Origin of the sequence: Cryobacterium sp. CAN_C2, from assembly GCF_015751745.1 — a bacterium.
Taxonomy (GTDB): Bacteria; Actinomycetota; Actinomycetes; order Actinomycetales; family Microbacteriaceae; genus Cryobacterium.
Window position 1 is genome coordinate 66,011 of record NZ_JADOUX010000007.1, and the last position, 26,599, is coordinate 92,609.

Below are 26,599 nucleotides of genomic sequence, written 5' to 3' on the forward strand. Positions count from 1 at the left end.
GAGACTATTTGGGATTGGTCAGGATATCCGCAGCGCTGACGGTGCGATCGAGGGTTCGAACCAGGTTCCGACTGGTTCGCCGCGCAGCGCCTCGGCCACCAGACCGGTCGCGGTCACGAGCACGGCGGTTCCAGCCTGGGCGGCAATGCGAGCCGCCGTCACCTTCGTGCTGGCTCCGCCGGTGCCGACACCGTTGACGGCCGTTGCACCGAATTCCATGCCGACCAGGGGGTCACCGGAAGGCACATGGCTGATGCGCTCTGCCCCGGGTAGGTGCGGCGGACAGGTGTAGAGGGCGTCGACATCGCTGAGGAGCACCAGCAGGTCTGCATTGATCAGGGTGGCGACGAGGGCAGCCAGCCGGTCGTTATCGCCGAATCGAATTTCATGAGTGGCAACCGTGTCGTTTTCGTTCACGATCGGAAGAATACGCAGCGCCATCAGGCGTTCCATGGCGCGCTGTGCATTGCCGCGATGGGTGGCATTGTCGAGGTCGCTCGCGGTGAGCAGCACCTGGCCGGCCACGATGTCGTACCGGTCGAGGCTGTCCTGATACCGAAAAATCAACAGATTCTGGCCAACGGATGCCGCAGCCTGCTGCGTCGCCAGGTCGGTCGGGCGTTCCTGCAACTGCAGGTACGGCATTCCGATCGCGATGGCGCCCGACGACACCAAAACCACCTCGGTGCCCCGAGCGTGGGCTTCGGCCAGGGCATCAACGAGGGGTGCGATGTTGCCGGATTTTTCGCCGCTGATCGACGAGGAGCCGACCTTGACGACGATGCGTGCGGCCGATCGCACGACCTGCTGGGAGTGAGCCCTCATCGGTCGCTGTTTCCTGGGCTGACAACGCTCACCACGTGCAACCCCACATGCAACTTGCCCTCCGGCGCGAATTATGGACGCAACACACGACCATCGGCAGCTTAGCGCAGCGCACCACCGCACCCGTTCAGAGCAGCGCGCGATGCTCTTCGCTGGCCGTCGGTTCGAACCAGGTGCCCACGTGCTCGCCGCGCAGGGCGGCGGCGGCCAGGACGGTCGACGTGACCAGAACGGCGGTGCCGGCCTTGGTGGCGAGGCGGGCGGCAACGACCTTGGTGCTCGCTCCCCCGGTACCGACGCCGGTTGCCCCACTCGAGCTGAATTCAAAACCATCGAGCGGGTCGTCCGCGGCGATGAAGTCGAGCTTTTCAGCCCCCGGCAGGTGCGGTGGCTTCGTGTACAGCGCGTCGACGTCGCTGAGCATGATCAGCAGGTCGGCGTGGATGAGCGTCGCGACGAGCGCCGCGAGGCGGTCGTTGCTGCCGAACCGCAAACCGTAGACGGCCACGGTGTCGTTCTCGTTGACGACTGGCAGAATGCGCAGGTCGAGCAGACGTTCGAGCGCGCGCCGGGTGTTGCTGCGGTGCGGTTCCTTGAGGGCGTCGCCCTCGGTCAACAGCACCGTGCCGGCCGCGATGCCGTAGCGGTCGAGGCTTTCCTGGTAGCGAAAGATCAGCACGTTCTGCCCGACGGCAGCGGCCGCCTGCTGTGTGGCGACGTCGCTGGGACGTTCTTCCAGGTTCAGAAACGGCATGCCGGTGGCGACTGCGCCCGACGAGATCAGCACGACCTCGGTGCCGCGACCGTAGGCCTCGGCCAGGGCGTCAACGAGCGGGGTGATCTGGTCGGATTTCTCGCCGCTGATCGACGAAGACCCGACCTTCACGACGACGCGCTTCGCGCCGGCTACGTTGTCTCTGGCTAAGCCACTCACTTCCGTGCTTCTTCCACTGTGTCGCTGTCGGTACTGCTGTCGACCTCGGTCCTGGCTTCGGTCTCGGTCTCGGTCTCCGCTGCATCCGTCGACGCGATATCGGCGGCAGCGATTCCCCCATTTGCCGTCAACTCGACATCGGCAAAGCGCACGTCTTCGTTGTATTCCTCTTCACCGGTCTGCCACATGCCGGCTTCGCGTTCGCGAATGAGTTCGGCACGAGCCGACGACTTGGCGTCCATCCGGCCGAAGTACTCTTCTCGGCGTTCGTTGCTGGTACGGCGTTTGGGCTCGTCGAGGCGGGAATCGGTTCCGCGCGGAGCGGTGATGAGCTCGGCGGTCGAGGTGAGCGTGGGCTCCCAGTCGAAGACGACGCCGTGGCCAGGGCCGATAATGACGGTCGACCCGGCGATGGCACCCGACTTGTACAGCTCGTTTTCGATACCGAGTTTGGCCAGCCGGTCGGCGAGGAAGCCGACGGCCTCGTCGTTGGTGAAGTCGGTCTGCTGAATCCAGCGTTCCGGCTTCGTGCCGAGAATGCGGTAGATATTGCCGAAGGTGCCACCCTCGACCTTGATGACGAAGCCACCCTCGTCCACGGCCTTGGGACGGATGATGATGCGCGGCTTCTTCGCTTCGGCTGCGGCGGCCTCGGCGCGGCCCTGTTCAACGACCTCGGCGAGAGCGTAGTTGAGTTGCTTGAGCCCTTCGTGGGTGACGCTGGAGATTTCAAAGACGCGGTAGCCGCGGGCTTCGAGGTCGGACTTGACGAAAGCGGCAAGCTCGCGGCCTTCCGGCACGTCGATTTTGTTCAACGCGACCAGCTGGGAACGCTGCAGCAGGGGCTTCTGGCCCTCGGGTACCGGGTAGGCGTCGAGTTCGCCGAGGATGACGTCGAGGTCGCTGATCGGGTCGCGCCCGGGCTCAAGCGTGGCGCAGTCGAGCACGTGTAGCAAAGCGGTACAGCGTTCGACGTGGCGCAGAAACTCGAGTCCCAGACCCTTACCCTCGCTCGCGCCCTCGATCAGGCCGGGTACGTCGGCGATGGTGTAACGCGACTCGCCCGACTCGACGACGCCGAGGTTGGGGTGCAGCGTGGTGAAGGGGTAGTCGGCGATCTTGGGCCGGGCGGCACTCATGGCGGCAATGAGGCTGGACTTACCGGCGGATGGATACCCGACCAGCGCGACATCCGCCACGGTCTTGAGCTCGAGGTAGACGTCGCCTTCCCAGCCGAGCGTGCCGAGCAGGGCGAAGCCGGGGGCCTTGCGTTTGGTCGAGGCGAGGGCGGCGTTGCCGAGCCCGCCCTGGCCGCCGGGCGCGACGGTCAGGCGCAGGCCGGGTTCATTCATGTCGAGGAGCTGGTTGCCCTCAACGTCCTTGACCACGGTGCCGATGGGCACCATGAGCTCGCGCATGTCGCCGTTGTGGCCATTGCGGTGGTCGCCCATGCCGGGGCCACCGTTGTCGGAACTGCGGTGCGGCGAACGGTGATAGCCAAGCAGGGTAGTCGTGCTCGAGTCGGCCACGAGCACGAGGTCGCCGCCGCCGCCGCCGTTACCGCCGTCGGGACCGGCGAGGGGTTTGAACTTTTCGCGCTTGACCGAAACGCATCCGTTTCCTCCATTGCCCGCTCGTAAATGCAGCGTCACGTGGTCAACGAATGTGGCCATGGAGTGCCCCTTTCAGGTGGCGCAAAAAATGCTTCAAAACAAGGTGCCATGAAACGACGTGCAATGCATCTGGGTCTGACAGAAAAATCTGTGACGGACAAACACGTCAGGGCGGACCGAAGCCCGCCCTGACGATATAACTGTGGAAACCTACTCGGCTGCCACCACGATGTTGATCACCTTGCGGCCACCCTTGGCGCCGAACTGCACGGAGCCGGCCGCCAAGGCGAAGAGGGTGTCGTCGCCGCCACGGCCGACGTTGACGCCGGGGTGGAAGTGCGTGCCGCGCTGACGAACGATGATTTCGCCTGCGCCGACAACCTGACCACCGAAGCGCTTCACGCCGAGGCGCTGGGCGTTCGAGTCACGACCGTTGCGAGTGGAACTCGCACCTTTTTTGTGTGCCATCTGTCTGTCTCCTCAGGCCTAGGCGATGCCGGTAACCTGAACGCGAGTGAGCTCCTGACGGTGCCCCTGACGCTTCTTGTACCCGGTCTTGTTCTTGAACTTCTGGATGACGATCTTCGGGCCGCGAAGGTTGTTCAACACTTCGGCGGTGACCTTGATCTTGGCCAGCGACGCCCCGTCAGAGGTGATCTTGTCGCCGTCGACGAGAAGCACGGCGGCCAGCTCGACGTTGCCGTCCTTGTCAGCCTTGATTCGGTCCATCGTCACGATGGTACCGACCTCTACCTTCTCCTGCCGCCCTCCGGCGCGCACAACTGCGTAAACCACTTTACGTACCAATCTCTGGGGAGCCATTGGGCTCCGAATCTGGAAATTCACTGCTGGAAATTCACTGGATAGCACGAACCGGTTGGCCCAGCGCACTCAGAAAACCTTGGCATTTGCGTTGATTTTTCCTAACGCACACCAAGGGTTGACTTTACCTGATCCGTTACCCGTGGTCAAACCAACGGCGCGGCGTGTCTGAACCAAACAGCGGCTCGTACACTTCGATCATGGCAATACTCATCGACCAGCCTAGCTGGCCGGCGCACGGAACGATGTGGGCACACCTCGTGAGCGACTCAGATCTTGACGAATTGCACACTTTCGCGGCCGCTGCCGGTATTCCACCGCGTGGTTTCGACCTCGACCACTACGACGTGCCCGAGGCACGCTACGCCGACCTGGTCGCCGCTGGAGCCCTGCCGGTGAGCTTTCGCGAGATGATCGTGCGGCTCCGCTCCAGCGGGCTGCGCGTGACGGCTCGGCAACGTCGCGAACGGTAGTGCCGGGGGCGGGACGGGCGGCGTTACCGCGGCGGGGTATGTGCGGCGAGGTCAGTGCGCTGGGGCCAGGGGGGCACCATTACTGCCACGTGGCGTCGAAGCCGATCACGCTGCGGCGCACCTCACCGGTCGCGACGTTCACGAACAGGGTCGTCGCATCCGTTGCCGCAGCGTTGACCGGGTATCCGTCGGACAGTTCGGTGCCGCGGTTCGGCACGATCTGAACGGCCAGGAACTGGTCGTTCGGCGAGAGTTCGAAACCGACAATCGTTTCTTCAGCGGATGCCGGCGCATAGACGGTGCGCGCCTCGCCACCATGCACGAGCGAGAGGTATTGCTGCGCGGAGCCGGTCGCCGCATTGAACTCGGCGACGCGCTGCACGTACCCGCCATCTTGCCCGACGAGGAACCGCAGTTCTGCGGTGTACTGGGTGGTGCCTTCCACGCTTTGCGGCACAATGGTGGACTCGGCGCCCTGCGAGAGGTCGAGCACGTACTGCCCGTCGCGGTCGGAGACGGAAATGCGCACGCCGTCGGGCGCAAACGCGGTGAGGTTGGCAAATTGTCCGAGCGGAACCGGCGGGTCGAGTTCTGGCTCATTCTCGAGCGGGTTACCACCGGACTGGTCAAGCGGATTGATCAGCAGCAGGGTCGAGTCGTATTGCTGTGCGACGATGTCGGCGCGACGGGCCATGAATCCCCAGGTCGTGACGCTGAGAGGGGCGCCCTCAAGGTCCGGTACCGCCGTGGCCGCATTGGTGCGCAGGTCGAGCACGAACAGTACATTCTCGTAGTGCGGGCCGGGGGCATCCGCTGCGCTGGTGAATCGAAAGCCGAGCAGGGACTGGCCGGGCGCGGCCTGCAGGTCGTGCACGAGGCCAACGCCGGGCAGGTTGAGGACCTCGGCGGTGCCGTCGGCGTCGACGCGGTAGAGGGCGTTGGCCAGGTCGGCGTTCACGGTGACCACGGCGAGCTCGCTGCCCATCGGTACGAACTGTTGAATAGTGGGGGCCTCGAAGGCAACGGCGGTGTCGGTCGAGCCGATCGTGGTGCGCAGAATGCGGTCGGCGGCCCGGGTGCCGACTTCCGTGGAAGGCGCCGCGCGGCTGAGGTAGTACAGCGAGGGCTCGCTCGTGCTGAATTCTGCGCTCAGCGTCGATTCTCGGTCGACGGCGGAACCGGTGATTTCCCGAACCGAGACCGCATAGTCGGTGTTGTAGGCGAGCGCCTGAGGAAAGGAGATCACGACGGAGTTCCCGCTCGTCGTGACGTGAAACGCTGTGGCCGGTTCGATGCTGACCTGCTCCGGGGTGACCGGCGCCAGTTGACGGTTCGTTGCGAGCACCAAACGTGCGTTGGCGGACGACACCGCGGAGGTCGTGTCGACGTCGACGGCGGTGAGCCGAGGTCCGCTGAGCAGGTTGACTGCGACGAGGGCGAGACAGGCCACGACCAGGCCGCCCACGAGTATCCAGAGTGCGCGGCGAAACCGGCGCAGGGCGCTCTGCTGCTCATCCGGCTGCAGGTTCGCCGGCTGCAGGTTCGCCGGCTGCAGGTTCGCCGGCTGCAGGTTCGCCGGCTCAATAGACATAGGGGTCATTCGGCTGGTCAACGGGAAGAATCTCCACCGGCGTAATCGCCAGCGGGTCGCTCGCAGTGGCGCTCACGCTCAGATCGAACCGACCGGTGACCTGCACCCAGTCGTCGACCTCATACTCGGCCTGCCAGCCCGGCAGATAAACCGGAACGCCGATCGGCTGGGCGTCGACCGCGCAGCAGGTGACAACGAACCGGGCGACATAGAACACGTTGTCGGGGTCTTGGGCATCGGGCGTCACGAATCCGGTGACCTGGGCGGTCTTGTCGGCGTAAAAGGCGGGATCGGAGGATTGTGCGAGCAGTGATACCCACTCCCGCACGCTGAGCTGTTCGAAATCTCCGGTACCGATGAGTGCCGCGGCCTGGTCGGCGTCGTCGTCGGTGCCGAGTCCGCCAGAGTTCACCTCGCGCTGGGTGGCGGTTGCGCTCGTCAGGGTAGTGGGCGGAACAACGACCATGGCGACGCCCATGATGAGGAGCAGCACGACTCCCATGCCGGTCAGCGTCGTTGCAACCCGGCCAGTGTGCTCGACCTCGAACAAACGGCGGCGGGCGAAGCCGGCGCTCACAAGCACGAGCCCGATGACGGCCATGACAATCGTGAACACGAAGTAGCGCGGGTGGATATACAGGCCGAGCTGGCCGCTCAGGCCCAGCCAGAGGGTCGTCACAACGACCACGAGGCTGAGCACGACGCCCTGCCAGCGATCCGCCCAATAGCGCAGGGCCGCGCCTCCAGAGCGCTGTCGATTAGGCAACATAGTTCACCAGCAATCCGAGCGCCGCACTCATGAGGCCCACAACGACGGTGATCTGTATCAGGGTGTGGCTCGTGAAGGTCGTACGCATTAGGGCGAGCATCTTGACGTCGATCAAGGCGCCGAACACCAGGAACGCCACAATGCCACCGGGTAGAAAAGTGCTGCCGAAAGACAACACGAAGAAAGCGTCAACGTTGGAACAGACCGCCACGATGAAGGCCAGGGCCATCATGGCGAGCACCGACCAGACCGGGTTACTGCCGAGGGCGAGTAGCACCGACCGAGGAACGAAGACCTGGGTCAGGGCGGCCACGGCGGAACCGATGAACAGGGCCGGCATGATGACCGAGGTTTCACGAATGAAAATCTCCGTGGTCTGGCTGAACCGGCTCTCACGGCCGAGCCCACCGTGCTCATGATCGTGGCCGTTCGTCGAACCGGTCACACAGGCCGCTGCGAACTTGGTCGCCAGCAGGCTTTGCGGGTCGGGGTGCTTGCTGAACAACCAGCCGACCACGTTGGCGATGAGAAACCCGCCGAGCAGGCGGGCCACCAGAATGTGGCCATCCCAACCGAAGGCCTGGTGCGTGGTGATAATGGTGATCGGGTTCAAAATGGGCGCGGCGAGCAGAAAGGTGATCGATTCGGAGACGGTGAATCCGCCGACCATGAATCCTCGGGCCAACGGCACGTTTCCGCACTCGCAGACCGGAAAGAACATGCCGAGCAGCGAGATTGAGGCGCGCCGCAGCACAGGATTGCGCGGCAGATGCCGGGCAAGCACGCCGTGTGGCAGCCAGACCTGCACGACCGCTGAGAGCAGAATGCCCAGAAAGACGAAGGGTACCGACTCGATGATGACGCTGATCGCCAGTGTGAGGGTGTCCTGCACCCGGTCGGGCAGCTGCCAGTCGCTTAATTGCTCATCGACGAACGCCGGCGACAGGGCTCGAACGACGAAAACGGCGAGTACGACCAACGCCCCCGCGGTGATGCCGAGAGGCCATCGCCGCAGGAGAGGAAACTGCCCGCCGATTGCGTTACCGCCTTACTTGATTCTCGCGCCTATTCCTCTGTTCTAGTCGCCGCGCGGCGGCTGGCTGGGTGCCGACGCCGATGTGGACGCACCGGTCGCCGTCAGAATGGCCTGGCCGGTGGGACCACCGGCGGTCGTGACGCGGCGGCTGCGCGGGCGTCCCTGGCCGGGCAATTTCGGTTCCGGCAGAGAGTCGAGCACCGAGTCCAGCAGCTGGTCGGTGACCTGCTTGCTGGGGCGCCGTGCGGTGCGCGTCGACTTCTTCACCGGAATATCGAGAATATCAACGGGCTCGGAGCGCTCGACTGCGGGCGCCTGCACTTCGAAGGCTCCTGCTGCCGACGCGCCAGCTGACGTGTCTGTGGCCGAGTTGCTGCGGCCGCTGCGGGGTGCGGCATTCGCTGCCGCCGAGGCGACGGACTCGGCGGCTGCCTCGGATACTCGCTCACTGGCCGGGGCAGCCGATGCCGCTGGCTCGGCCTGTTCCGCTTTGGCCTGACGTGCGCGGGCCTGTTCGGATCGCGACTGCTGGCCGCGCCCGCCCTGGCTGCGGGAACGCGACTGGCGGCCACGGGACCGCGCGGTGCTGGTCCGTTCGGCCTGCTCGGTGCCGGCCTGCTCAGTGCCGGCCTGCTCAGTGCCGGCCTGCTCAGTGCCGGCCTGCTCAGTGCCGGCCTGCTCAGTGCCGGCCTGCTCAGTGCCGGCCTGCTCGGTGCCGGCCTGCTCGGTGCCGGCCTGCTCGGTGCCGGCCGGCTCGAATACGACCGGCTCGGTAGTGACCGTCGCGAGCTCAGCGTCCGCTGCCCGGGAGCCCGGCGCGCTGACGATCGCGATGGAACCGGTGCGGGTGATGGTACGTGCGGCGATGAGCGCGAGGGCCTGCTTGGCGTCCTCGGTGATGCCGTGGGTGCCCTGCCCACTCTTCGGAGCGTCGGAACCGGCGTTGCTGCCGGAGTGAGCGTCGCGGTTGGCACCGTCACGCTGACCCGAGGTGTCGCGGTTGTAACCGGAACCGTTGTTGCCGGAACCGTTGCTGGCGGCCGAGTTGCCGCCGCTCTTGGCTCGCGGGCGGCGTTCCTGCGGCGGCTGCGCGGTCTGGCGGTGCTTCACGACCGGGTCGTGGTGCACGATGATGCCGCGGCCGGCGCAGGCCTCACAGTTCTCGCTGAACGATTCCAGCAGGCCAAGGCCGAGCTTCTTGCGGGTCATCTGCACGAGTCCGAGCGAGGTGACCTCGGCCACCTGATGCTTGGTGCGGTCACGGCTGAGGCACTCGATCAGGCGACGCGACACGAGGTCGCGATTGCTCTCGAGCACCATGTCGATGAAGTCAACGACGATTATGCCTCCGATGTCGCGCAGGCGCAGCTGGCGCACGATTTCTTCGGCCGCTTCTAGGTTGTTCTTGGTGACGGTCTCTTCGAGGTTTCCGCCACTGCCGACGAACTTACCGGTGTTGACGTCGACGACGGTCATGGCCTCGGTACGGTCGATCACGAGGGATCCACCGGACGGCAGCCAGACCTTACGGTCGAGGGCCTTTTCGATCTGCTCCGAGATGCGGAACTCGTCGAACGCGTCGACCTCGCCCTCGTAGGTTTCAACGCGCTCGAGCAGGTCGGGAGCGACCTGGCTGAGGTAGGTCTCAATCGTCGAGCGCACATCAGGGCCGGCCACGACCATCCGCTGGAAGTCCTCGTTGAAGACGTCGCGCACGATTTTGACCAGCAGGTCGGGCTCGCTGTGCAGTTCGGCGGGCGCCTGGGCCGACTCGACCTGCTCGGCGATGTTTGCCCACTGCAGGCGCAGCCGGTTGACATCGACGGTCAGCTGCTCGTCGGTGGCACCCTCGGCGGCGGTGCGCACGATGACACCCACGTTGTCGGGCAGAACCTCCTTGAGGATCTTCTTCAGGCGGGCACGCTCGGTGTCGGGAAGCTTGCGGCTGATGCCGTTCATCGAACCGTTGGGCACATAGACGAGGTAACGGCCGGGTAGGGAGACCTGGCTGGTGAGGCGGGCACCCTTGTGCCCGATCGGGTCCTTGGTTACCTGCACGAGCACCTTGTCGCCCGGCTTGAGCGCGAGCTCGATGCGGCGGGTCTGGTTGCTGCTGCCGGAGTTCTCGGCGGCGGCGTCCCAGTCGACTTCACCGGAGTACAGCACGGCGTTGCGGCCGCGTCCAATGTCGACGAAGGCGGCTTCCATACTGGGGAGCACATTCTGCACACGGCCGAGATACACGTTGCCGATGAGCGAGGCGTCCTGGTTCTTGGCGACGTAGTGCTCGACCAGCACGCCGTCTTCGAGCACACCGATCTGGATCTTGTTGTGCTTGGCACGCACGACCATGAGGCGATCGACGGACTCGCGGCGGGCAAGAAACTCAGCCTCCGTGATGACGGGACGTCGGCGTCCCGCGTCGCGGCCGTCGCGGCGGCGCTGCTTCTTTGCCTCGAGCCGCGTGGAACCCTTGATGCGCTGGGGTTCGGTGATGAGTTCGGGTTCGCGCGGGGCGCGCACCTTGACGACCGTGTTGGCGGGGTCGTCGGTGCCCGAACGATTCTCGTCGCCGGTGCGACGACGAGCGCGGCGACGAACGGTCGTGGCCGCCTCCTGATCGTCGTCATCCAACTCGTGCTGTTGCTGCTGCGAGTGCTGCGACGAGCGGATGCCCGTGCGCGCTGGCATCGGCAGAATCTCCGGCGCCTGGAACAGCAGGGAGAACGACGGGCGAACCGGGGCCGCGACCTGATCATCCGTCTTGTCGTCTGTTTTATCGTCTGCGGAGGTATCAGCCATGGCGTCGGTCATCTGCTGCGCTCCGGTGACGTTGTTGTACTCCGCGATGGTCACTTTGGCGGGTGCGGGCTCAGCGGGTTCGCTCGGCACAACGGGCGACTCCCGTGCTGGGGCTACGTTTGACCGTGTGACCGGCGTCCTCCGGGTCGATTTGCGAGGGCCGAACAGGCTCTTGCGTTTCTTGTTTTCGTTGTCTTCCACCATCACTGGTGCGCTCCTTGACCGTTTGGGTGACCGCGCCACCCACCGGTTACTCTCTCGTGCGGGGTTGTCACCTTCGTGGAAACCTCGCGAATGTTTTACTGCGGCAACCGGCTTTGACCCCTGTTGGTGCTCAGGGACTGTGCTCTGGCTGCTAATACTTCGGGTCGTGGGACCCTTCTACTGGGCGACTGTTGCCCATTAAGCCTGTTTGGCGTCTGCTTGAGCGCGGCTCAACGACTACCCCCCGATTATCGCATGTAATCGCCCAAAGCTACGCCGCACGCGTGGCATAATCGCAAGAGTGCCACAGACAGAGCGTTCTCAGCGTCCAACAGGCCTGGCTGTTTTCCTGATCATCGCCGGGATTATCGCATTTGCAGCGGCCTTCGCCCTCACGCTCGACAAGATCCACCTGCTGGAAGATTCGAACGCTCAACTGAGTTGCAGCTTCAGCGTTCTCATCGGTTGCGCGACCAATCTCACCTCCCCGCAGGGCGCCGTTCTGGGCTTTCCGAATCCGCTGATCGGGATCGCTGCCTGGAGCGTGATCATCACTATCGGCATGGCCATTCTGGCCGGGACCAGATTTGCCCGTTGGTTCTGGGTCGGCCTGAACCTTGGCATGCTCGCCGCGGTCGTCTTCGTGATCTGGCTCATCGGGCAGAGCATCTTCGTGCTCGACGTACTGTGCCCGTGGTGCATGGTGACGTGGGCGGTGACCATTCCGGCCTTTTTAGCCGTGACCCTCTACAACTTCAAGGAGGGCAATCTGCCGGGCGGGGTATTCGTTCGCCGCATGGCCGGAGCCGCGTATTCCTGGATGTTTGTCATTACGATCGTCTGTTACATCGTGTTCTTCATCGTCGCGCAGGTCAACATGGACGTACTCAACCGGCTGTAGCCTGCAGCCGAATACAGGAATGGCCCCGCCTCACTCGAGACGGGACCATTCATGTTCTTTCAGTCGAACCAGAGGGCGAGCTCGCGAGCGGCGGACTCGGGCGAATCCGAACCGTGGACGAGGTTCTGCTGCACCTTCGAGCCCCAGTCGCGGCCGAGGTCGCCGCGGATGGTGCCGGCAGCGGCGGTCGTGGGGTCGGTCGTGCCGGCGAGAGCGCGGAAGCCTTCGATGACCCGGTTGCCGGCGACGCGGAAGGCGATGATGGGGCCACTTTCCATAAATTCGACAAGGGGTTCATAGAACGGCTTGCCCTCGTGCTCGGCGTAGTGCGCGGCGAGCAGCGAGCGGTCGGGTTCGACGAGCTTGACGTCGACGAGGGAGTAACCCTTGGCCTCGATACGGCGCAGAATCTCGCCGGTCAGGTTGCGGGCAACGCCGTCGGGCTTGACCAAAACAAGCGTTTCTTCGATCGGGGTGTTCATTCAATCTCCTTCTGGTGATCTATTCTCGAGCCGGTGATCATGCAGTAGGTCCACATCGCGGCAAACAGGGTTCCAACAAAGAACATGGCCGGGGTGACGAACCCGGTGGCGATGATGACCGCCTGCAGTAGCCAGCCGATCGGGTACGACCAGCGAAAGCGAAGCAGTCCGATCAGGGCGACCATGGCCAGGCAGAGCAGCACACCGCCGATGATCACGGCCAGCGGCGAGATTGGGCCGGGCTCGGTCGCCACGGACACGAGCCCGAGAGTGACCACCGCGCCCAGAAACACGACGATCGTTTCGAAACCGAGCAGGATCGTGGCAAGGCTGCGTCTCACCGAGCGCGGGCCCGACGAGCGGCGGAACATACCAGCGGCGGTGTTTTCAGCGGGAGCGTTTTCAGCGGCGGTGTTTTCAGCGCCGGTGTTTTCAGCGCCGGTGTTTTCAGCGGCGGTGTTTTCAGCGCCAGTGTTTTCAGCGCCGGTGTCATCAGGGGTTGCACCGTCAGCAGCGAGGCTCATTTCTCCATCCATTCGCCGGCGGCGGCGAGGGTGATCGCTTCGCCGACGAGCACGATTGACCCGGTGACGAGCACGGCGCGCCTGGGCGCCTCGGCGGCCCACTCGCGGGCGCTGTCGAGGGCCGCGGCCACATCGTCGAAGCGAAAAATGGCTTGGTGGTTGGTCCACTCGGCGATGTTGTCGGCGAGGTCGTCCACGCGCACGGCACGTTCGGAGTGCGGCTCGGTCACGTAGAACCGGTCGACCTGGGTCGTGAGGGCCGAGACGATGCCCTGCGCGTCCTTATCAGCGAGGATTCCGATGACCACGGCGATTTCAGTGAAGTCGAAGTAAGCCTCGAGCGCGGCGGCGAGGGCCGTGGCGCCGTGCGGGTTGTGCGCGGCGTCCACGAGAACGGTCGGTTCGATGCCGACGAGCTGCAGGCGACCGGGCGAGGTTGTGGTGCCGAGGCCTTCGGCGAGGAGGTCACCGACCAGCGCCTGGCTGCCCGCACCGAGGAACGATTCGACGGCGGCAATGGCGACCGCGGCATTGTGGGCCTGGTGGGTGCCGTAGAGCGGCAGGAACAGCTCGTTGTAGGTGCCGGCGAGACCGCGCACCGAGATGACCTGGCCGCCGACGGCGACGGTGCTCGAGAGCAGTTCGAAGCCCTCGTTCTCGCGCGCGAGGGTGGACTCGCTCAGTTCGGCGGCACGATCGAGTTCAGCCTGAACCTCAGGGCTCTGGGCTGCAGAGACGACGGATGCCGCCGGCTTGATGATGCCGCTCTTGGTGCGCGCAATTTCGGCGACGGTATTGCCGAGGCGCTGCGTGTGGTCGAGCGCGATCGGCGTGAACACGGCAACCTGCCCGTCGGCGACGTTGGTGGAATCCCACTCGCCGCCCATACCGACCTCGACCACGGCAACATCGACCGGCGCGTCGGCGAAGCACGCGAAGGCGAGCACGGTGAGCGCTTCGAAGAAGGTCAGCGGCACGTCGCCGGCTGCTTCGAGTTCGGAGTCGACGAGCTGCAGGTAGGGCTGGATGTCGGCCCAGTTGGCGGCGAGGATCTGGTCGCTGATCGGCTCGCCGTCAATGACGATGCGCTCGTTCAATCGCACCAGGTGCGGGCTGGTCAGCAGGCCGGTGCGCAACCCGTAGGCCCGCACGATGCTCTCCACCATGCGGCTCGTGCTGGTCTTGCCGTTGGTGCCGGTCAGGTGAATGATCGGATACGAGTTCTGCGGGTCACCGAGAAAGTCGAGGGCGCGGCGGGTCGGCGCGAGGCGCGGTTGCGGCTGAGCCTCCCCCACCCGCTGCATCAGCTCGGCGAAGACGGCATCGCCGGCCTCGCGGAAAGCGTCCAGCGGGGCTGGCTGGTTCATCGGCTCCTCGTCGTCGCCGCGCCCGGTGATGTTCTTCCAGTCGGCGCTGTCGGCGTCGTTATTCTGTGCTTCGGGGGTGTCGTTCTCAGACAAGGATGGCTCCGTTCACGCGTGCGACGGCCACGATGACGGCGCCCAGATTGACATAGTGGTCGGCTTCGAACCGCACGTAGTGTTCGACGGGAGCGCCGACTCGGGCTTCCAACCACTCCGACGGCAACTCGGCATAAAATTCCCCGGTCGACGGGCGGTGGGTGGAAAAGTTCGTGGCGAGGGTTTCGGCGGCCACATCGACCCCGCCGGCGAGGTCGAAAGAGTCGGCATCCGCTTCGTTCTGAAACACCACATCGAGACGGATGCGGTCGCTCACGTGAAAACCGGCCGACTTGCGGGTGTCCTGTACGGCCCGAATGAGGTCGCGGGCGAAGCCCTCGGCCTCGAGCTCGGGCGTGGTGCGCGTCGCGAGAAGCGCGAAACCGCCGCCGGGCAGTAGGGCGAGCGCTGCGGCCCCGTCTTCGACCGAGCTGTTCGCCTCGAGGGTCAGCTCGTACTCGTTCGGCTCAAGCGCGATCCCGCCTGCCGTGACACGGCCGTCGGTCTCGCTCCAGTCGCCGACACGAGCGGCTTTGATGACCTGCTGTACCTGCTTGCCGAGACGCGGTCCGGCGGCGCGGGCGTTGACGACGAGCTTGCTCGTGACCCCGTAGGCGGCGGCGCTGTCATCTTCGAGCTCGATCAGGGTGACCGTTTTCACGTTGAGTTCGTCGCGCAAAATGCCGACAAACGCGTCAAGTTCGGCGGTGTTGCCCGTAACGACGGTGAGGTTGGTCAGCGGAAGGCGCACCCGCAGGCCGGCCTGCTTGCGGAGCGACAGCACGGTGGAGCTGATCAGGCGCACTTGGTCCATCGCGGTGACGAGTACCTCGTCGGCGGGAAACAGGGTGGCATCGGGCCAGTCTTCGAGGTGCACGCTGCGGCCGCCGGTGAGGCCCTGCCAGATGCGCTCGGTGACAAGCGGCAGCAGCGGAGCGGTGACCCGGCAGACGGTTTCAAGAACGGTGTAGAGGGTGTCGAAGGCTTCGTGGGCGGTGGCTCCGTCGGCAGCGCCACCCCAGAACCGGTCGCGGGACCGGCGCACATACCAGTTGGTGAGTACGTCGGCGAAGTCACGCAGGCGCGCGGCGGCGACCGTGCTGTCAAGGGCTTCGAGGTCGGCCGTGACGCCGACGATCAGGTCGCGGGTCTTGGCGAGCAGGTAGAGGTCGAGCACGTCGGTGGAATCGGTGCGCCAGGTGGCGTCGTAGCCCGCGCTACTTTCACCGTTCGGCCCAGACGCGTTCGCGTAGAGCGAGAAGAAATACCAGGTGCTCCATAGCGGCAGCATGACCTGGCGGGCGCCCTCACGAATGCCCTCCTCCGTGACGACGAGGTTGCCGCCGCGCAGCACCGGCGAGCTCATCAAAAACCAGCGCATGGCGTCGGCGCCGTCGCGGTCGAAGACCTCGCTGACGTCGGGGTAGTTGCGCAGCGACTTGCTCATCTTCTGGCCGTCGTTACCGAGCACGATGCCGTGGCTGACCACGTTCTTGAAAGCCGGCCGGTCGAACAGGGCGGTGGAGAGCACGTGCAGCAGGTAGAACCAGCCACGGGTCTGCCCGATGTACTCGACGATGAAGTCGGCCGGGTTATGCGCTTCGAACCATTCCCGGTTTTCGAAGGGATAGTGCACCTGGGCGAACGGCATCGAGCCGGAGTCGAACCAGACGTCGAGCACGTCGGTGATGCGGCGCATCGTCGACTGGCCGGTGGGGTCGTCGGGGTTGGGGCGGGTGAGCTCGTCGATGAAGGGGCGGTGCAGGTCGGTGGGGCGCACGCCGAAGTCGGCCTCGATCTCGTCGAGCGAGCCGTAGACATCCGTTCGGGGATAGTCGGCGTTGTCGCTCTTCCAGACCGGGATGGGCGAGCCCCAGTAGCGGTTGCGGCTGATCGACCAGTCGCGGGCGTTGCCGATCCACTTACCGAACTGGCCGTCTTTCACGTTTTCGGGAACCCAGTTCACCTCCTGGTTGAGCTCGACCATCCGCGGGCGAAATTCGGTGACGCGCACGAACCAGCTCGAGACGGCTTTATAGATGAGCGGGTTGCGGCAGCGCCAGCAGTGCGGGTAGGAGTGCTCGTAGCTGGCCTGGCGGATGAGGCGGCCGTTGGCTTTCAGCAGCGCGGTGAGCGGCTTGTTGGCCTCGCTCCAGAGCTGGCCGGCCACTTCGGGAATGTCGCTGAGAAACTTTCCGCCATCGTCGAGCGAGAGGATGACGGGGATTCCGGCGGCCTCCCCGATCTTCTGGTCCTCCTCGCCGTAGGCGGGAGCCTGGTGCACGATGCCGGTACCGTCGCTCGTGGTGACGTAGTCGGCCACAAGGATGCGCCAGGCGTTCTGGGTGCCCCAGACCGATTCGTCGGCGTAGTAATCGAACAGGCGGTCGTAGCTGACGCCCTCCAACTCGCTGCCGAGCACGGTGCGGGAAACGGATGCGGTGGCGTCGGCCGCCGCGTCATAGCCCAGATCCGTGGCATAGTTGCCGACCAGGTCGATTGCGATGAGGTATTCCGCGCCAAGCACCTCGGCGGAGACGGCGGCCCCTTCCCTGAGTACCTCGGCATCGGGCGTGCCGTTCGGCCCGGCCGGCACGACGGCGTAGACGATTTCAGGGCCCACGGCGAGTGCGAAGTTCGTCGGAAGGGTCCACGGGGTCGTGGTCCAGGCCAGGGCGCGCACCGCGGTGAGACCGAGCGCTTCGGCCTTGGCACCGATCAGCGGAAAGGTGACCGTGACGGTCTGGTCCTGGCGCATCTTGTAGACGTCGTCGTCCATACGTAGTTCATGGTTGGAGAGCGGGGTCTGGTCGCGCCAGCAGTACGGCAGCACCCGGTACCCCTCATACGCGAGGCCCTTGGTGTGCAGCTGCTTGAACGCCCAGATCACCGATTCCATGAAGGTGATGTCGAGGGTCTTGTAGTCGTTCTCGAAGTCAACCCAGCGGGCCTGGCGGGTGACGTACTCTTCCCAGTCCTTGGTGTACTCGAGCACCGACTCGCGGGCGACGGCGTTGAACGCGGCCAGGCCCATCTCTTCGATCTGGCTCTTGTCGGTGATGCCGAGCTTGCGCTCCGCTTCGAGCTCGGCGGGCAGGCCGTGGGTGTCCCAGCCGAAACGGCGGTGCACCTGCTTGCCGCGCATGGTCTGAAAGCGCGGGAACAGGTCTTTGGCGTAGCCGGTGAGCAGGTGGCCGTAGTGCGGAAGGCCATTGGCGAAGGGCGGCCCGTCGTAGAAAGTCCACTCCTCGGCACCGTCGCGCGAGTCGATTGAGGCCTGGAAGGTTTCATCACTCTTCCAGAACGCGAGCACCTCGGCTTCGAGGTCGGGAAAGTTCGGGGACGGCACGATGGCCGCGCCGGTCGTGGTCTCGTCACCATTCGGGGCGTTACGGCTCTTGGGGTACAAAATGCTTCTCCTACCGGGACGGGTCACTGGGGCCCTGCTCCACGAGGACGAACGATTCTGTCGAAATCGCCGCGGTACCACCTCGCTTGCCACCCGTGGTTTCGACACGCTCAACCCACGACCGACCGCTTATTCACAGGCTGTAACGGGCCCGACTCGTTCGGTTCTACTGGAATGTCCACCCGAGGGTGGGCATCCGTTCTTCCGAAGACTTTCCGGTGATGGCCGGGTCACTGTCATTCGCGTTAATCGTACCGGATGAACAACCCGAACTCATCTGTTCTGAGCTACGCGGTGCTCACCTATCGAATGCCGGCCGGTCCTGTCACTGCCATCGATGAGCCGGGATACCGCCTGTCCCCCATTCGCCCGACGTGGCCTAACGTTGAGGAGTGCCCCGCACTGAACCCCTGTGACCAAATGCCCGGCGTGCAACCGCCGGGGAAAGAGAATCCTTATGCCCCTTCGGCACCCCGCCCGTACCCGCCGCCTTCTCGCCACCACCGCCGGCATCGTGGCCCTTGGCCTGTTCGTGGCCGGCTGCACCGCGACCGGCTCAGACAAACCCGTCGGTGAACCGATCAGCGGCGGCACGCTCACCTACGCCTCGGGCGACGCCGAACCGAGCTGCCTCGACCCGCACGTCGGCGGAAACTTTCCCCAGGCCCTGATCAGTGCGCAGTATTTGGAGTCGCTCGTCTCCCGCGATACCGACGGGCAGATCATCCCCTGGCTGGCCGAGTCGTGGACGGCGAGCGAGGACGGCCTGACCTGGGATTTCACCCTGCGTGACGACGTGACCTTCACCGACGGCACGGTTTTCGACGCCGCCGCTGTGCAGGCCAACGTTGCACACGTACAGGACCCGACGACACTGTCGTCAACCGGGTATCTCGCCCTCGGCAAGGTCACCGGCACCGAGGCGGTCTCCCCCACCGTCGTGCGCTTCACCCTCAGCGCGCCCGACAGCGCCCTGCTGGAGTCGCTGTCCCAGCCCTGGCTCGCGATCGAATCACCGACGGCGCTCGAACGCAGCCAGGACGAGAACTGTGCCGCCCCGGTCGGCACCGGCCCGTTCATCGTGGAAAGCTGGGTGAAGCAGAATGCGATCACCCTCGTGCGCAATGACGACTACGTCTCCCCGCCAGCGGATGCCGGCCACTCCGGCCCTGCCTACCTCGACAAGGTCATCTGGCGCTTCATCCCGGACTCGGCCTCCCGCTACGCGGCCGTGCAGTCCGGCGAGGTCGACGTGATTGACAATGCCCAGCCCGACACCATCGTGCAAGCCAAACAGAGCGATTCCCTCGAGCATCTCGATTCACCGCGCCCGGGGGCCTCCAACCGCATTGAACTGAACTCGGGCCGGGCCCCCTTCAACGATGTGCGCGTTCGTGAGGCATTCATGCGCTCCGCCAACGTCGACGACGCCGTGTCGAGCCTGTTCCTGGGCACCGCTACCCGGTCGTACTCGGCGTTGTCGAGTGTGGAAGCCACCGCCGTCTCGAATGCCGCACTGTTCGACTACGACCCTGCTGCCGCCGCGAAACTCCTCGATGCGGCCGGCTGGTCCGAAACGGATGCCGACGGCTACCGCGTCAAAGATGGCGTGCGCTTGACGGTGGAGTTTCCGGTGAGCACCAACCAGTCCATCCCGGCCGAGCAGAGTGTGTTCGAGCAGATTCAGGCCACGGCGAAGGAGACCGGCTTCGACGTGAAACTTCGCCCCCTGGACCTCTCCAGCTGGTACGCCGCCCTCGCCGCCAACGACTACGACGCGGTGAGCGCGCCGTACACCAAGGTCGGCCCGGACGTGCTGCGCATTCTGTACCACTCCGCCAGCATCGTGCCGGCGCCGAGCGGGTACTTCGCCAATCTCGCGCAGGTCAACGACCCCGCAATCGATGAGCTGCTCACGACGGCGGCCCGCGCAACGGATCCCGCCGCGCGCGCGTCCCTCTATTCCGACGCCCAGAACCGCATCCTGGAGGGCTTTTATATCCTGCCGCTCTATGACCAGCAGAACCACTACCTGCTGCGCAGCGACGTGGTGGGCCTGCGCACCCTGCCGACCGTGGCCGTGCCCACGCTGTACGACGCGTGGCTGAACCGGTAGGTCCCCGCGGGGCCACGCTGCGGGTGGTCCTGCGGGTGCTCGGCCGACTCGCTGCCCGCTTGGGTGGCGCGGTCTTTGTGCTGTGGGCGGTGGCCTCCGTGACCTTCTTTGCGGTGCGGCTCATTCCGGGCGACCCCGCCCAGGCGGTGCTCGGCGGCCCCGGATCGCAGGCCTCGCCCGAAGCCCTCGCGGCGGTGAGCTCCGAGTACGGCTTCGACCAGCCCGTGATCGTGCAGTACCTCACCCAACTCGGTCGACTCTCCACCGGTGACCTCGGCAGGTCTTACGCACTCAACATGGATGTCGGCCCGCTCGTGCTCAGCCAGCTCGGCAGCACCGTGCTGCTGGCCGTTCTCGCCCTCACCCTGGCCTGGCTACTCGCCCTGGCTCTCGCCACCTGGTCGACCCGCGGCGGCACGATCGCTTTTCGGGTGGGGTCGAGCCTCGAAATCGTCGCGGCAGCGCTACCGCATTTCTGGCTCGCGACCTCACTGATCGTCGTGTTCAGTATCTGGCTGGGCGTGTTGCCACCGATCAGCACCAACGGCGTCGCCGGACTGGTGCTGCCGGTGCTCACCCTGGCTGTTCCCCTCGCCGGCTTTCTGGGCCAGATCATGCGTGAATCGCTGCAGGTCGCCTTGGAAAGTCCGTTCGTGCTGTCGGCCCGCGCCCGCGGCGAGAGTGAGCGTGGAGTGCGCTGGGTCCACGCGCTGCGCCACGCCTCGCTGCCCGCGATCAGCCTATCGGGGTGGGCTTTCGGCTCGCTGATCAGCGGTGCGGTCGTCGTCGAGACCATTTTCGCTCGTCCCGGCCTCGGCCGCACCCTGCTCAATGCGGTCACCCTGCGCGACGTTCCGGTGGTGATCGGCGTCGTGATGATCGTCGCGGTCACCTACATTCTGATGACGCTGCTGACGGATGCCGCCAGTCGCCTGGTCGATCCCCGATTGCGTCTCCTGTGAGCGACCTCGAGGTACAGGCCGAGCTTGCGGCCCACTCCAGCCAGTCACGGCAAGCCGGCCCGGCGCGGCGCCTCGGCGTGGCCGAAGGAGCAGCCGGCGTGTTCGCCCTGTTCCTGCTGGTTGCAGCGGTCGCGCCTACGCTTCTCGCCCCGGGCGATCCCCTCCACATCGACCCGCTCTCAGCGTTTCAGTCGCCGAATTTCGCACACGGCTTTGGCACCGACGAATCGGGCCGGGACATTTACACTCGGGTCGTGCACGGCACCCAGTATTCGCTCGTCATCGGCGCCACCGCCACGGTGATCGGGTTGGGGCTCGGCATCGTGCTGGGCACCCTCGCCGGAATGCTCGGCCGCGTCGTCGACTTCACCGTGAACCGGTTTCTCGAGGTGTTGTTCGCCTTTCCCGGGCTGCTACTGGCACTGCTGTTCATCGTCATCTTCGGACCCGGCGTAGCGACCGCCACGATCGCCGTTGGGCTGTCGACGGCGCCCGGCTACGCCCGCATCATTCGCGCCCAGCTCCGTACCGTGCGCTCGGCCGCGTTTGTCGAGGCGGCGACCGTGCTCGGCCGCACCCGATGGCAGGTTCTGCTGCGGCACATTCTGCCGAACACCCTCGCGCCCCTGTTCGTGCTCGCGACCCTCGGCATCGGCCAGGCCATCGTCTGGGCGGCAACGCTCAGCTACCTCGGCCTCGGCGCCGAACCGCCAACCGCGGAGTGGGGCGCCATGCTCTCGGCCGGGCGCACGTACATCACCTCGGCCTGGTGGATGAGCTTCTTTCCCGGCCTGTTCATCGTGCTGACCGCCGTGACCGCCACGGTGCTAGGCCGCAGCATCGACCGTCGAATGAGGCACGCATGAGTGAGGTAGCGCTGACCGTGCGCAATCTGCGAGTCGTGTTCGGCGCGGCCGAACCCGTCGTTCACAGTGTGTCCTTCGACATCGCCCCGGGCGAGTGCCTCGCCATTGTCGGCGAATCCGGCTCGGGCAAGAGCGTGACCGCGCGCAGCCTGCTCGGGCTCGCCGGGGCGAACGCCCACGTCACCGCCGACCGTCTCGAGCTCGGCGGGCGCAGCGTGCTGGGCCTGACCGACCGCGCCTGGCGGGCTCGGCGCGGCAAGGACGTCGGCCTCGTGCTGCAGGATGCCCTGGTCTCGCTCGATCCGCTGCGACCGATCGGTCGGGAAATCGCCGACTCGCTGCGCCTGCACACCACCCTCGGTGCCGCAGCGCGGGTACGGCGGGTGCTCGAGCTGATCGAGGCCGTCGGGCTTCCTGACCCCGAATTGCAGGTGCGCAAACTTTCCGGGCAGCTCTCCGGCGGCGAACGCCAGCGGGCGCTCATTGCCGCAGCGATCGCAGTGGAGGCGCCGCTGCTCATCGCCGACGAACCGACGACGGCCCTCGACGTGACCGTGCAGGCGCAGATTCTGGGGTTGCTCGAGCAGATCGCCCTGGCGGGCACCGCGATACTGCTGATCAGTCACGACCTCGCCGTGGTGAGCCGCATCGCGCACCGGGTAGCGGTGATGCACGACGGCCGGCTCGTGGAGACCGGCGGCACCGCACAGGTTCTGGGGTCACCCCGGCAGGAGCAGACCCGGCGAATGGTGGCGGCGATCCCGACCGACAAGCCGCGCGGCACCCGGCTGTCTCTCACGGCCCGCCCGGCCGATGCCCCCGGCACGACCTGCGCTTTGTCCACACCGTTTCCCCGCGAGAGCACCGTCGTGCTCGAAGCCATCGGCCTGTCGAAGAGTTTTCGTCGCCCGGACGGCAGCCGACAGCTCGCCGTCGACGACGTCTCGTTCGCGCTACACCGTGGCAGCACCCTCGGAATCGTCGGCGAGTCCGGCTCCGGCAAGACCACGACCGCGCGCCTCCTGCTCGCGCTCCTGGCACCTGAGCACGGCGAGGTACAGGTGCGCGGCCAGCCGTGGAGCGCGGCCGGCGAGAAAACCCGGCGCGGGCTGCGGGCATCCGTTGGGGCCATTTATCAGGATGCCCTCGGCTCGTTCGATCCACGCTGGAACGTCGCCGAGATCCTCACCGACGCGCTGGGCTTGCGGCATGAGCGCCGCGCGCCGCAGACGACGGCGCGGCTCACCACCCTGCTCGACGAAGTGGGCCTCGCCGCTTCCGCTCTGCCCCGACGCCCGCTCGAGCTTTCCGGCGGGCAGCGGCAGCGGGTCGGCATCGCCCGGGCGCTGGCTGCCCGACCCGAGATTCTCATCTGCGACGAACCCGTCTCCTCCCTCGACGTGAGTGTGCAGGCCCAGGTACTCGATCTGCTCGACGACGTGCAGCGGGAGCACGCTCTGAGTCTGGTCTTCATCTCGCACGACCTCGGTGTCGTGGCGCATGTCAGCGACCAGATCGCTGTCATGCGGGCGGGACGCATCGTGGAGAGCGGGCCGGCGAGGCGTGTGTTCGCCGCGCCACAGCATCCGTATACCGCGCAGTTACTCGCCGCCGTGCCCCGCCTGCCAGCCTGAACCGGGTGCATTCGAGCGCCCGGGGAAGCCCCTATTCTGGGAAGAAGGCCCGATCGGGTAGATTGAATGGGCGCACTCAGGCACCTCACCATCGACACGGTGCCGAACATAACGAACCGGAGAGTCATGACCCACGCCGACCGCGTCCCCGAGAAGCCTGCCCTTGAGGGGCTTGAAGCCAAATGGGAGACCCGCTGGGAAAACGACGGCACCTACCGTTTCGCTCGCGAGAACGCCACCCGGGAGATGATCTACTCGATCGACACTCCCCCGCCGACCGCGTCGGGCTCGCTGCACATCGGCCACGTGTTCTCATACACGCACACCGACGTCGTCGCCCGTTTTCAGCGCATGCGCGGCAAGAACGTGTTCTACCCGATGGGTTGGGACGACAACGGGCTGCCCACCGAGCGTCGCGTGCAGAACTACTACGGCGTGCGATGCGACCCCTCCTTCGGCTACACCGAGAATTTCGTTCCACCGTTCGAAGGCGGCGACGGTAAGAGCTCGAAGGCCGCCGACCAGCTGCCGATCAGCCGCCGCAACTTCATCGAACTGTGCGAAACCCTCACCAAAGAAGATGAGAAGCAGTTCGAAGCGCTCTGGCGCACCCTCGGCCTGAGCGTCGACTGGACCCAGACCTACCGCACCATCGGCCAGGAGGCGCTGTTCACTTCGCAGCTGGCCTTTCTCGGCAACGTCGAACGCGGCGAGGCCTACCAGGCCATGGCGCCCACCCTGTGGGACGTCACCTTTCGCACTGCGGTGGCGCAGGCCGAGCTCGAAGACAAGGACATGCCCGCCGCGTACCATCGGGTGTCGTTCCGAAAAGCCGACGGCAGCACGATTGAGATCGAGACGACCCGCCCCGAACTGCTACCGGCCTGCGTGGCGCTCGTCGCGCATCCCGACGACGAACGATACAAGCACCTGTTCGGCACCACGGTGACGACCCCGGTGTTCGGTGTCGAGGTTCCCGTGCTCGCCCACCACCTTGCCCAGAAGGACAAGGGCTCAGGGATCGCCATGATCTGCACCTTCGGCGATGTGACCGACGTCGTCTGGTGGCGCGAACTCGACCTGCCCAACCGCGCCATCATGGGTTTCGACGGCCGCATCATCGCCGAGGCTCCTGAAGCGATCACGTCCGAAACCGGCCGTGCCGCCTACGCGCAGCTCGCCGGCAAGACCGTCTTCTCCGCCAAGCAGGCCGTCGTGGAGCTGATCCGGGCCAGCGGCGACCTGATCGGCGACCCCAAGCCGATTGTGCACGCGGTCAAGTTCTTCGAAAAGGGCGACAAGCCGCTCGAAATCGTCTCCACCCGGCAGTGGTATATCCGCAACGGGGCCCGCGACGAGAAGCTGCGCGCTCGATTGCTCGAGCACGGCACCGAGCTCGCCTGGCACCCCGAATTCATGAAGGTGCGCTACGAGAACTGGGTCAACGGTCTCACCGGCGACTGGCTCGTCTCCCGCCAGCGCTTCTTCGGCGTGCCGCTGCCGGTCTGGTACCCGCTCGACGCTGACGCCAACCCGGTGTTCGACCAGCCGATTGTCGCTACCCGCGACCTGCTACCGGTTGACCCCTCCTCGGATGCCGCACCCGGCTATACCGAGAGCCAGCGCGGACAGGCCGACGGCTTCATCGGTGAGGTCGACGTCATGGACACCTGGGCCACCTCCTCGCTCACCCCGCAGCTTGCCGGCGGCTGGGAGCGCGACCCGGAACTGTTCAACCTGGTCTTTCCGTACTCGCTGCGCCCGCAGGGCCAGGACATCATTCGCACCTGGTTGTTCTCCACCCTGCTGCGCGCGGAGCAGCAGCACGGCACGTCGCCGTGGCAGCACGCCGCGCTCAGCGGCTTCATCGTGGACCCGGACCGCAAGAAGATGTCGAAGTCGAAGGGCAACGTGGTCACCCCGGCCGACATGCTGGAACTGCACGGTTCCGACGCGGTGCGCTACTGGGCGGCATCCTCTCGCCTGGGCACCGACGCGGCCTTCGACCCGAAGAATCCGACGCAGATCAAGATCGGCCGTCGCCTCGCCATCAAGATTCTCAATGCGAGCAAGTTCGTCTCCATGTCGCAGGGCAGCCGTGACGCCCCGATCACCGAACCGGTCGATCAGAGCATGCTGGCCGGCCTCACCGCGGTCGTCGCCCAGGCCACGACCGCTTTCGAGAACTATGACCACGCTCGCGCGCTTGAGACCACCGAAAGCTTCTTCTGGACCTTCTGTGATGACTACCTCGAGCTGGTGAAGGAGCGCGCCTACGGCGAGCCCGGTCCGGAGCAGGCCTCTGCCGTCGCCGCGCTGCGCACCGCACTGGCCACCCTGCTGCGCCTGTTCGCGCCATTCGTTCCGTTCGCCACCGAAGAAGCCTGGTCTTGGTCCAACGACGGCTCGGTGCACACCGCGCCGTGGCCGGTCGCCGCCGATCTGCTCGGGAGCGACGAGGTGGCCGCCGGCAACATCGCCCTGCTCGATCTGGCCAGTCGCGCGCTGACCGGCATCCGTCGTGCTAAAACGGATGCAAAGGCGTCGCAGAAATCAGAAGTGGATTCCGCTGTAATATGCGGTGCACCCGCTGAGATCGCACTACTTACCCTGGCCGCCGCCGATCTCAAAGCGGTTGGTCGGATTCAAGAATTGACCTTTGTCGACGGCAGCGAACTCGCTGTGACCGACATCGTGTTCGCCACCGTGTTGGAAAGTTAGGAGACCAGATGACAGTAACCGTGCGCCCGCTGGGCGACAAGGACTTTTTCGCTTGGCTGGGCCTGTTTGAGGGCTACAGCGCGTTCTACGAGAGCGAACTGACCGATCAGAAGGCTTTGCAGGTCTGGAGCTGGATCATTGACGCCGGCAACGACCTCAACGGTGCCGTGGCGGTCAACGACGATGGTGACTTCGTCGGTTTCGCGCACTACCGCAGCGTGCCGCGCACGCTCAGCGGCGACCTCGCCCTATTCCTTGACGATCTGTATGTTGCTGAGGACCACCGCGGTCAGGGGGTCGGCACACTGTTGATGGAATTCACCAAGAACTATGCGCGTCAGCACAAGCTGGCCCAGGTTCAGCTGGTGACCGCCGCCGACAACGCGACCGCGCAGGTGCTTTACGATCAGCTCGGCACTCGGACCGACTGGGTCACCTACGAGATCGACGTCTAG

At 65.6% G+C, this 26,599-nt stretch carries 21 protein-coding genes; 8 read left to right on the forward strand and 13 right to left on the reverse strand.

Annotated elements, in window-relative coordinates; genetic code table 11:
• Positions 1 to 18 precede the first annotated feature (18 nt).
• The 5 genes from proB (IWX77_RS07735) to rplU form a co-directional block, all read right to left on the reverse strand.
• Positions 19 to 825 carry a glutamate 5-kinase gene (gene proB / locus IWX77_RS07735; protein WP_196843943.1) on the reverse strand — a complete coding sequence of 269 codons (807 nt, stop codon included), beginning with the start codon at positions 823 to 825 and terminating at the stop codon, positions 19 to 21.
• Positions 826 to 952: 127 nt separating this feature from the next.
• Positions 953 to 1,759: a glutamate 5-kinase gene (gene proB / locus IWX77_RS07740; RefSeq protein ID WP_196843944.1), complete on the reverse strand. Its 807-nt coding sequence runs from the start codon at positions 1,757 to 1,759 to the stop codon at positions 953 to 955.
• A complete protein-coding gene (gene obgE, locus IWX77_RS07745; RefSeq protein WP_196843945.1) occupies positions 1,756 to 3,432 on the reverse strand; it encodes a GTPase ObgE in 1,677 nt (558 codons plus the stop codon). Before obgE ends, proB (IWX77_RS07740) begins: the two co-directional genes overlap by 4 nt.
• 150 nt (positions 3,433 to 3,582) lie before the next feature.
• Complete coding sequence (gene rpmA, locus IWX77_RS07750) at positions 3,583 to 3,840, reverse strand: 50S ribosomal protein L27 (protein ID WP_092450784.1); 258 nt, start codon at positions 3,838 to 3,840, stop codon at positions 3,583 to 3,585.
• A gap of 18 nt (positions 3,841 to 3,858) precedes the next feature.
• Positions 3,859 to 4,167, reverse strand: coding sequence for a 50S ribosomal protein L21 (gene rplU / locus IWX77_RS07755; RefSeq protein WP_092450786.1), 309 nt, complete (start codon positions 4,165 to 4,167; stop codon positions 3,859 to 3,861).
• 227 nt (positions 4,168 to 4,394) lie between these two features.
• Here rplU and IWX77_RS07760 point away from each other — a divergent pair, with 227 nt between their 5' ends.
• Positions 4,395 to 4,667 carry a DUF4031 domain-containing protein gene (locus tag IWX77_RS07760; protein WP_196843946.1) on the forward strand — a complete coding sequence of 91 codons (273 nt, stop codon included), beginning with the start codon at positions 4,395 to 4,397 and terminating at the stop codon, positions 4,665 to 4,667.
• Positions 4,668 to 4,746: 79 nt separating this feature from the next.
• On the opposite strand, the gene IWX77_RS07765 is transcribed toward IWX77_RS07760, so the two are convergent.
• From IWX77_RS07765 to IWX77_RS07780, 4 genes are all read right to left on the reverse strand, one after another.
• Positions 4,747 to 6,258, reverse strand: coding sequence for a hypothetical protein (locus IWX77_RS07765; RefSeq protein WP_196843947.1), 1,512 nt, complete (start codon positions 6,256 to 6,258; stop codon positions 4,747 to 4,749).
• Positions 6,248 to 7,027: a TIGR03943 family putative permease subunit gene (locus IWX77_RS07770; protein WP_196843948.1), complete on the reverse strand. Its 780-nt coding sequence runs from the start codon at positions 7,025 to 7,027 to the stop codon at positions 6,248 to 6,250. Before IWX77_RS07770 ends, IWX77_RS07765 begins: the two co-directional genes overlap by 11 nt.
• Positions 7,017 to 8,006 (reverse strand): permease, encoded by a 990-nt coding sequence (locus IWX77_RS07775; protein ID WP_442784439.1) that lies wholly within the window; start codon positions 8,004 to 8,006, stop codon positions 7,017 to 7,019. Before IWX77_RS07775 ends, IWX77_RS07770 begins: the two co-directional genes overlap by 11 nt.
• Positions 8,007 to 8,105: 99 nt before the next feature.
• Positions 8,106 to 11,069: an Rne/Rng family ribonuclease gene (locus IWX77_RS07780; protein WP_327012126.1), complete on the reverse strand. Its 2,964-nt coding sequence runs from the start codon at positions 11,067 to 11,069 to the stop codon at positions 8,106 to 8,108.
• A 301-nt stretch (positions 11,070 to 11,370) separates the two neighbouring features.
• Between IWX77_RS07780 and IWX77_RS07785 the strand changes: the two genes are divergently transcribed.
• The gene (locus tag IWX77_RS07785) at positions 11,371 to 11,970 is read left to right on the forward strand and encodes a vitamin K epoxide reductase family protein (RefSeq protein WP_196843949.1); all 600 of its coding nucleotides are present in this window, start codon (positions 11,371 to 11,373) and stop codon (positions 11,968 to 11,970) included.
• Between the two features lie 59 nt (positions 11,971 to 12,029).
• Here IWX77_RS07785 and ndk read toward each other — a convergent pair whose 3' ends face one another.
• The 4 genes from ndk to ileS form a co-directional block, all read right to left on the reverse strand.
• Positions 12,030 to 12,452, reverse strand: coding sequence for a nucleoside-diphosphate kinase (ndk, locus tag IWX77_RS07790; protein ID WP_196843950.1), 423 nt, complete (start codon positions 12,450 to 12,452; stop codon positions 12,030 to 12,032).
• Entirely contained in the window at positions 12,449 to 12,976 is a 528-nt protein-coding gene (locus IWX77_RS07795) for a DUF4233 domain-containing protein (protein WP_196843951.1), read from the reverse strand. Before IWX77_RS07795 ends, ndk begins: the two co-directional genes overlap by 4 nt.
• A complete protein-coding gene (locus IWX77_RS07800) occupies positions 12,973 to 14,343 on the reverse strand; it encodes a bifunctional folylpolyglutamate synthase/dihydrofolate synthase (RefSeq protein ID WP_196844012.1) in 1,371 nt (456 codons plus the stop codon). The genes IWX77_RS07795 and IWX77_RS07800 overlap by 4 nt, the downstream gene beginning before the upstream one ends.
• An 85-nt stretch (positions 14,344 to 14,428) precedes the next feature.
• Positions 14,429 to 17,848, reverse strand: a complete 3,420-nt coding sequence (gene ileS / locus IWX77_RS07805; protein WP_442784441.1) for an isoleucine--tRNA ligase — start codon at positions 17,846 to 17,848, stop codon at positions 14,429 to 14,431.
• A 454-nt stretch (positions 17,849 to 18,302) separates the two neighbouring features.
• On the opposite strand from ileS, the gene IWX77_RS07810 reads away from it, so the two are divergent.
• The 6 genes from IWX77_RS07810 (at position 18,303) to IWX77_RS07835 (ending at position 26,599) form a co-directional block, all read left to right on the forward strand.
• On the forward strand, positions 18,303 to 19,961 hold the full coding sequence (locus IWX77_RS07810) for an ABC transporter substrate-binding protein (RefSeq protein ID WP_196843953.1): 1,659 nt from the start codon (positions 18,303 to 18,305) through the stop codon (positions 19,959 to 19,961).
• Positions 19,946 to 20,923, forward strand: a complete 978-nt coding sequence (locus IWX77_RS07815) for an ABC transporter permease (RefSeq protein ID WP_196843954.1) — start codon at positions 19,946 to 19,948, stop codon at positions 20,921 to 20,923. Before IWX77_RS07810 ends, IWX77_RS07815 begins: the two co-directional genes overlap by 16 nt.
• Positions 20,920 to 21,789 (forward strand): ABC transporter permease, encoded by an 870-nt coding sequence (locus IWX77_RS07820; RefSeq protein ID WP_442784438.1) that lies wholly within the window; start codon positions 20,920 to 20,922, stop codon positions 21,787 to 21,789. Before IWX77_RS07815 ends, IWX77_RS07820 begins: the two co-directional genes overlap by 4 nt.
• Complete coding sequence (locus tag IWX77_RS07825; protein ID WP_196843955.1) at positions 21,786 to 23,423, forward strand: dipeptide ABC transporter ATP-binding protein; 1,638 nt, start codon at positions 21,786 to 21,788, stop codon at positions 23,421 to 23,423. The genes IWX77_RS07820 and IWX77_RS07825 overlap by 4 nt, the downstream gene beginning before the upstream one ends.
• A gap of 126 nt (positions 23,424 to 23,549) precedes the next feature.
• On the forward strand, positions 23,550 to 26,144 hold the full coding sequence (gene valS, locus IWX77_RS07830; RefSeq protein ID WP_196844014.1) for a valine--tRNA ligase: 2,595 nt from the start codon (positions 23,550 to 23,552) through the stop codon (positions 26,142 to 26,144).
• A gap of 8 nt (positions 26,145 to 26,152) precedes the next feature.
• A complete protein-coding gene (locus IWX77_RS07835) occupies positions 26,153 to 26,599 on the forward strand; it encodes a GNAT family N-acetyltransferase (protein WP_196843956.1) in 447 nt (148 codons plus the stop codon).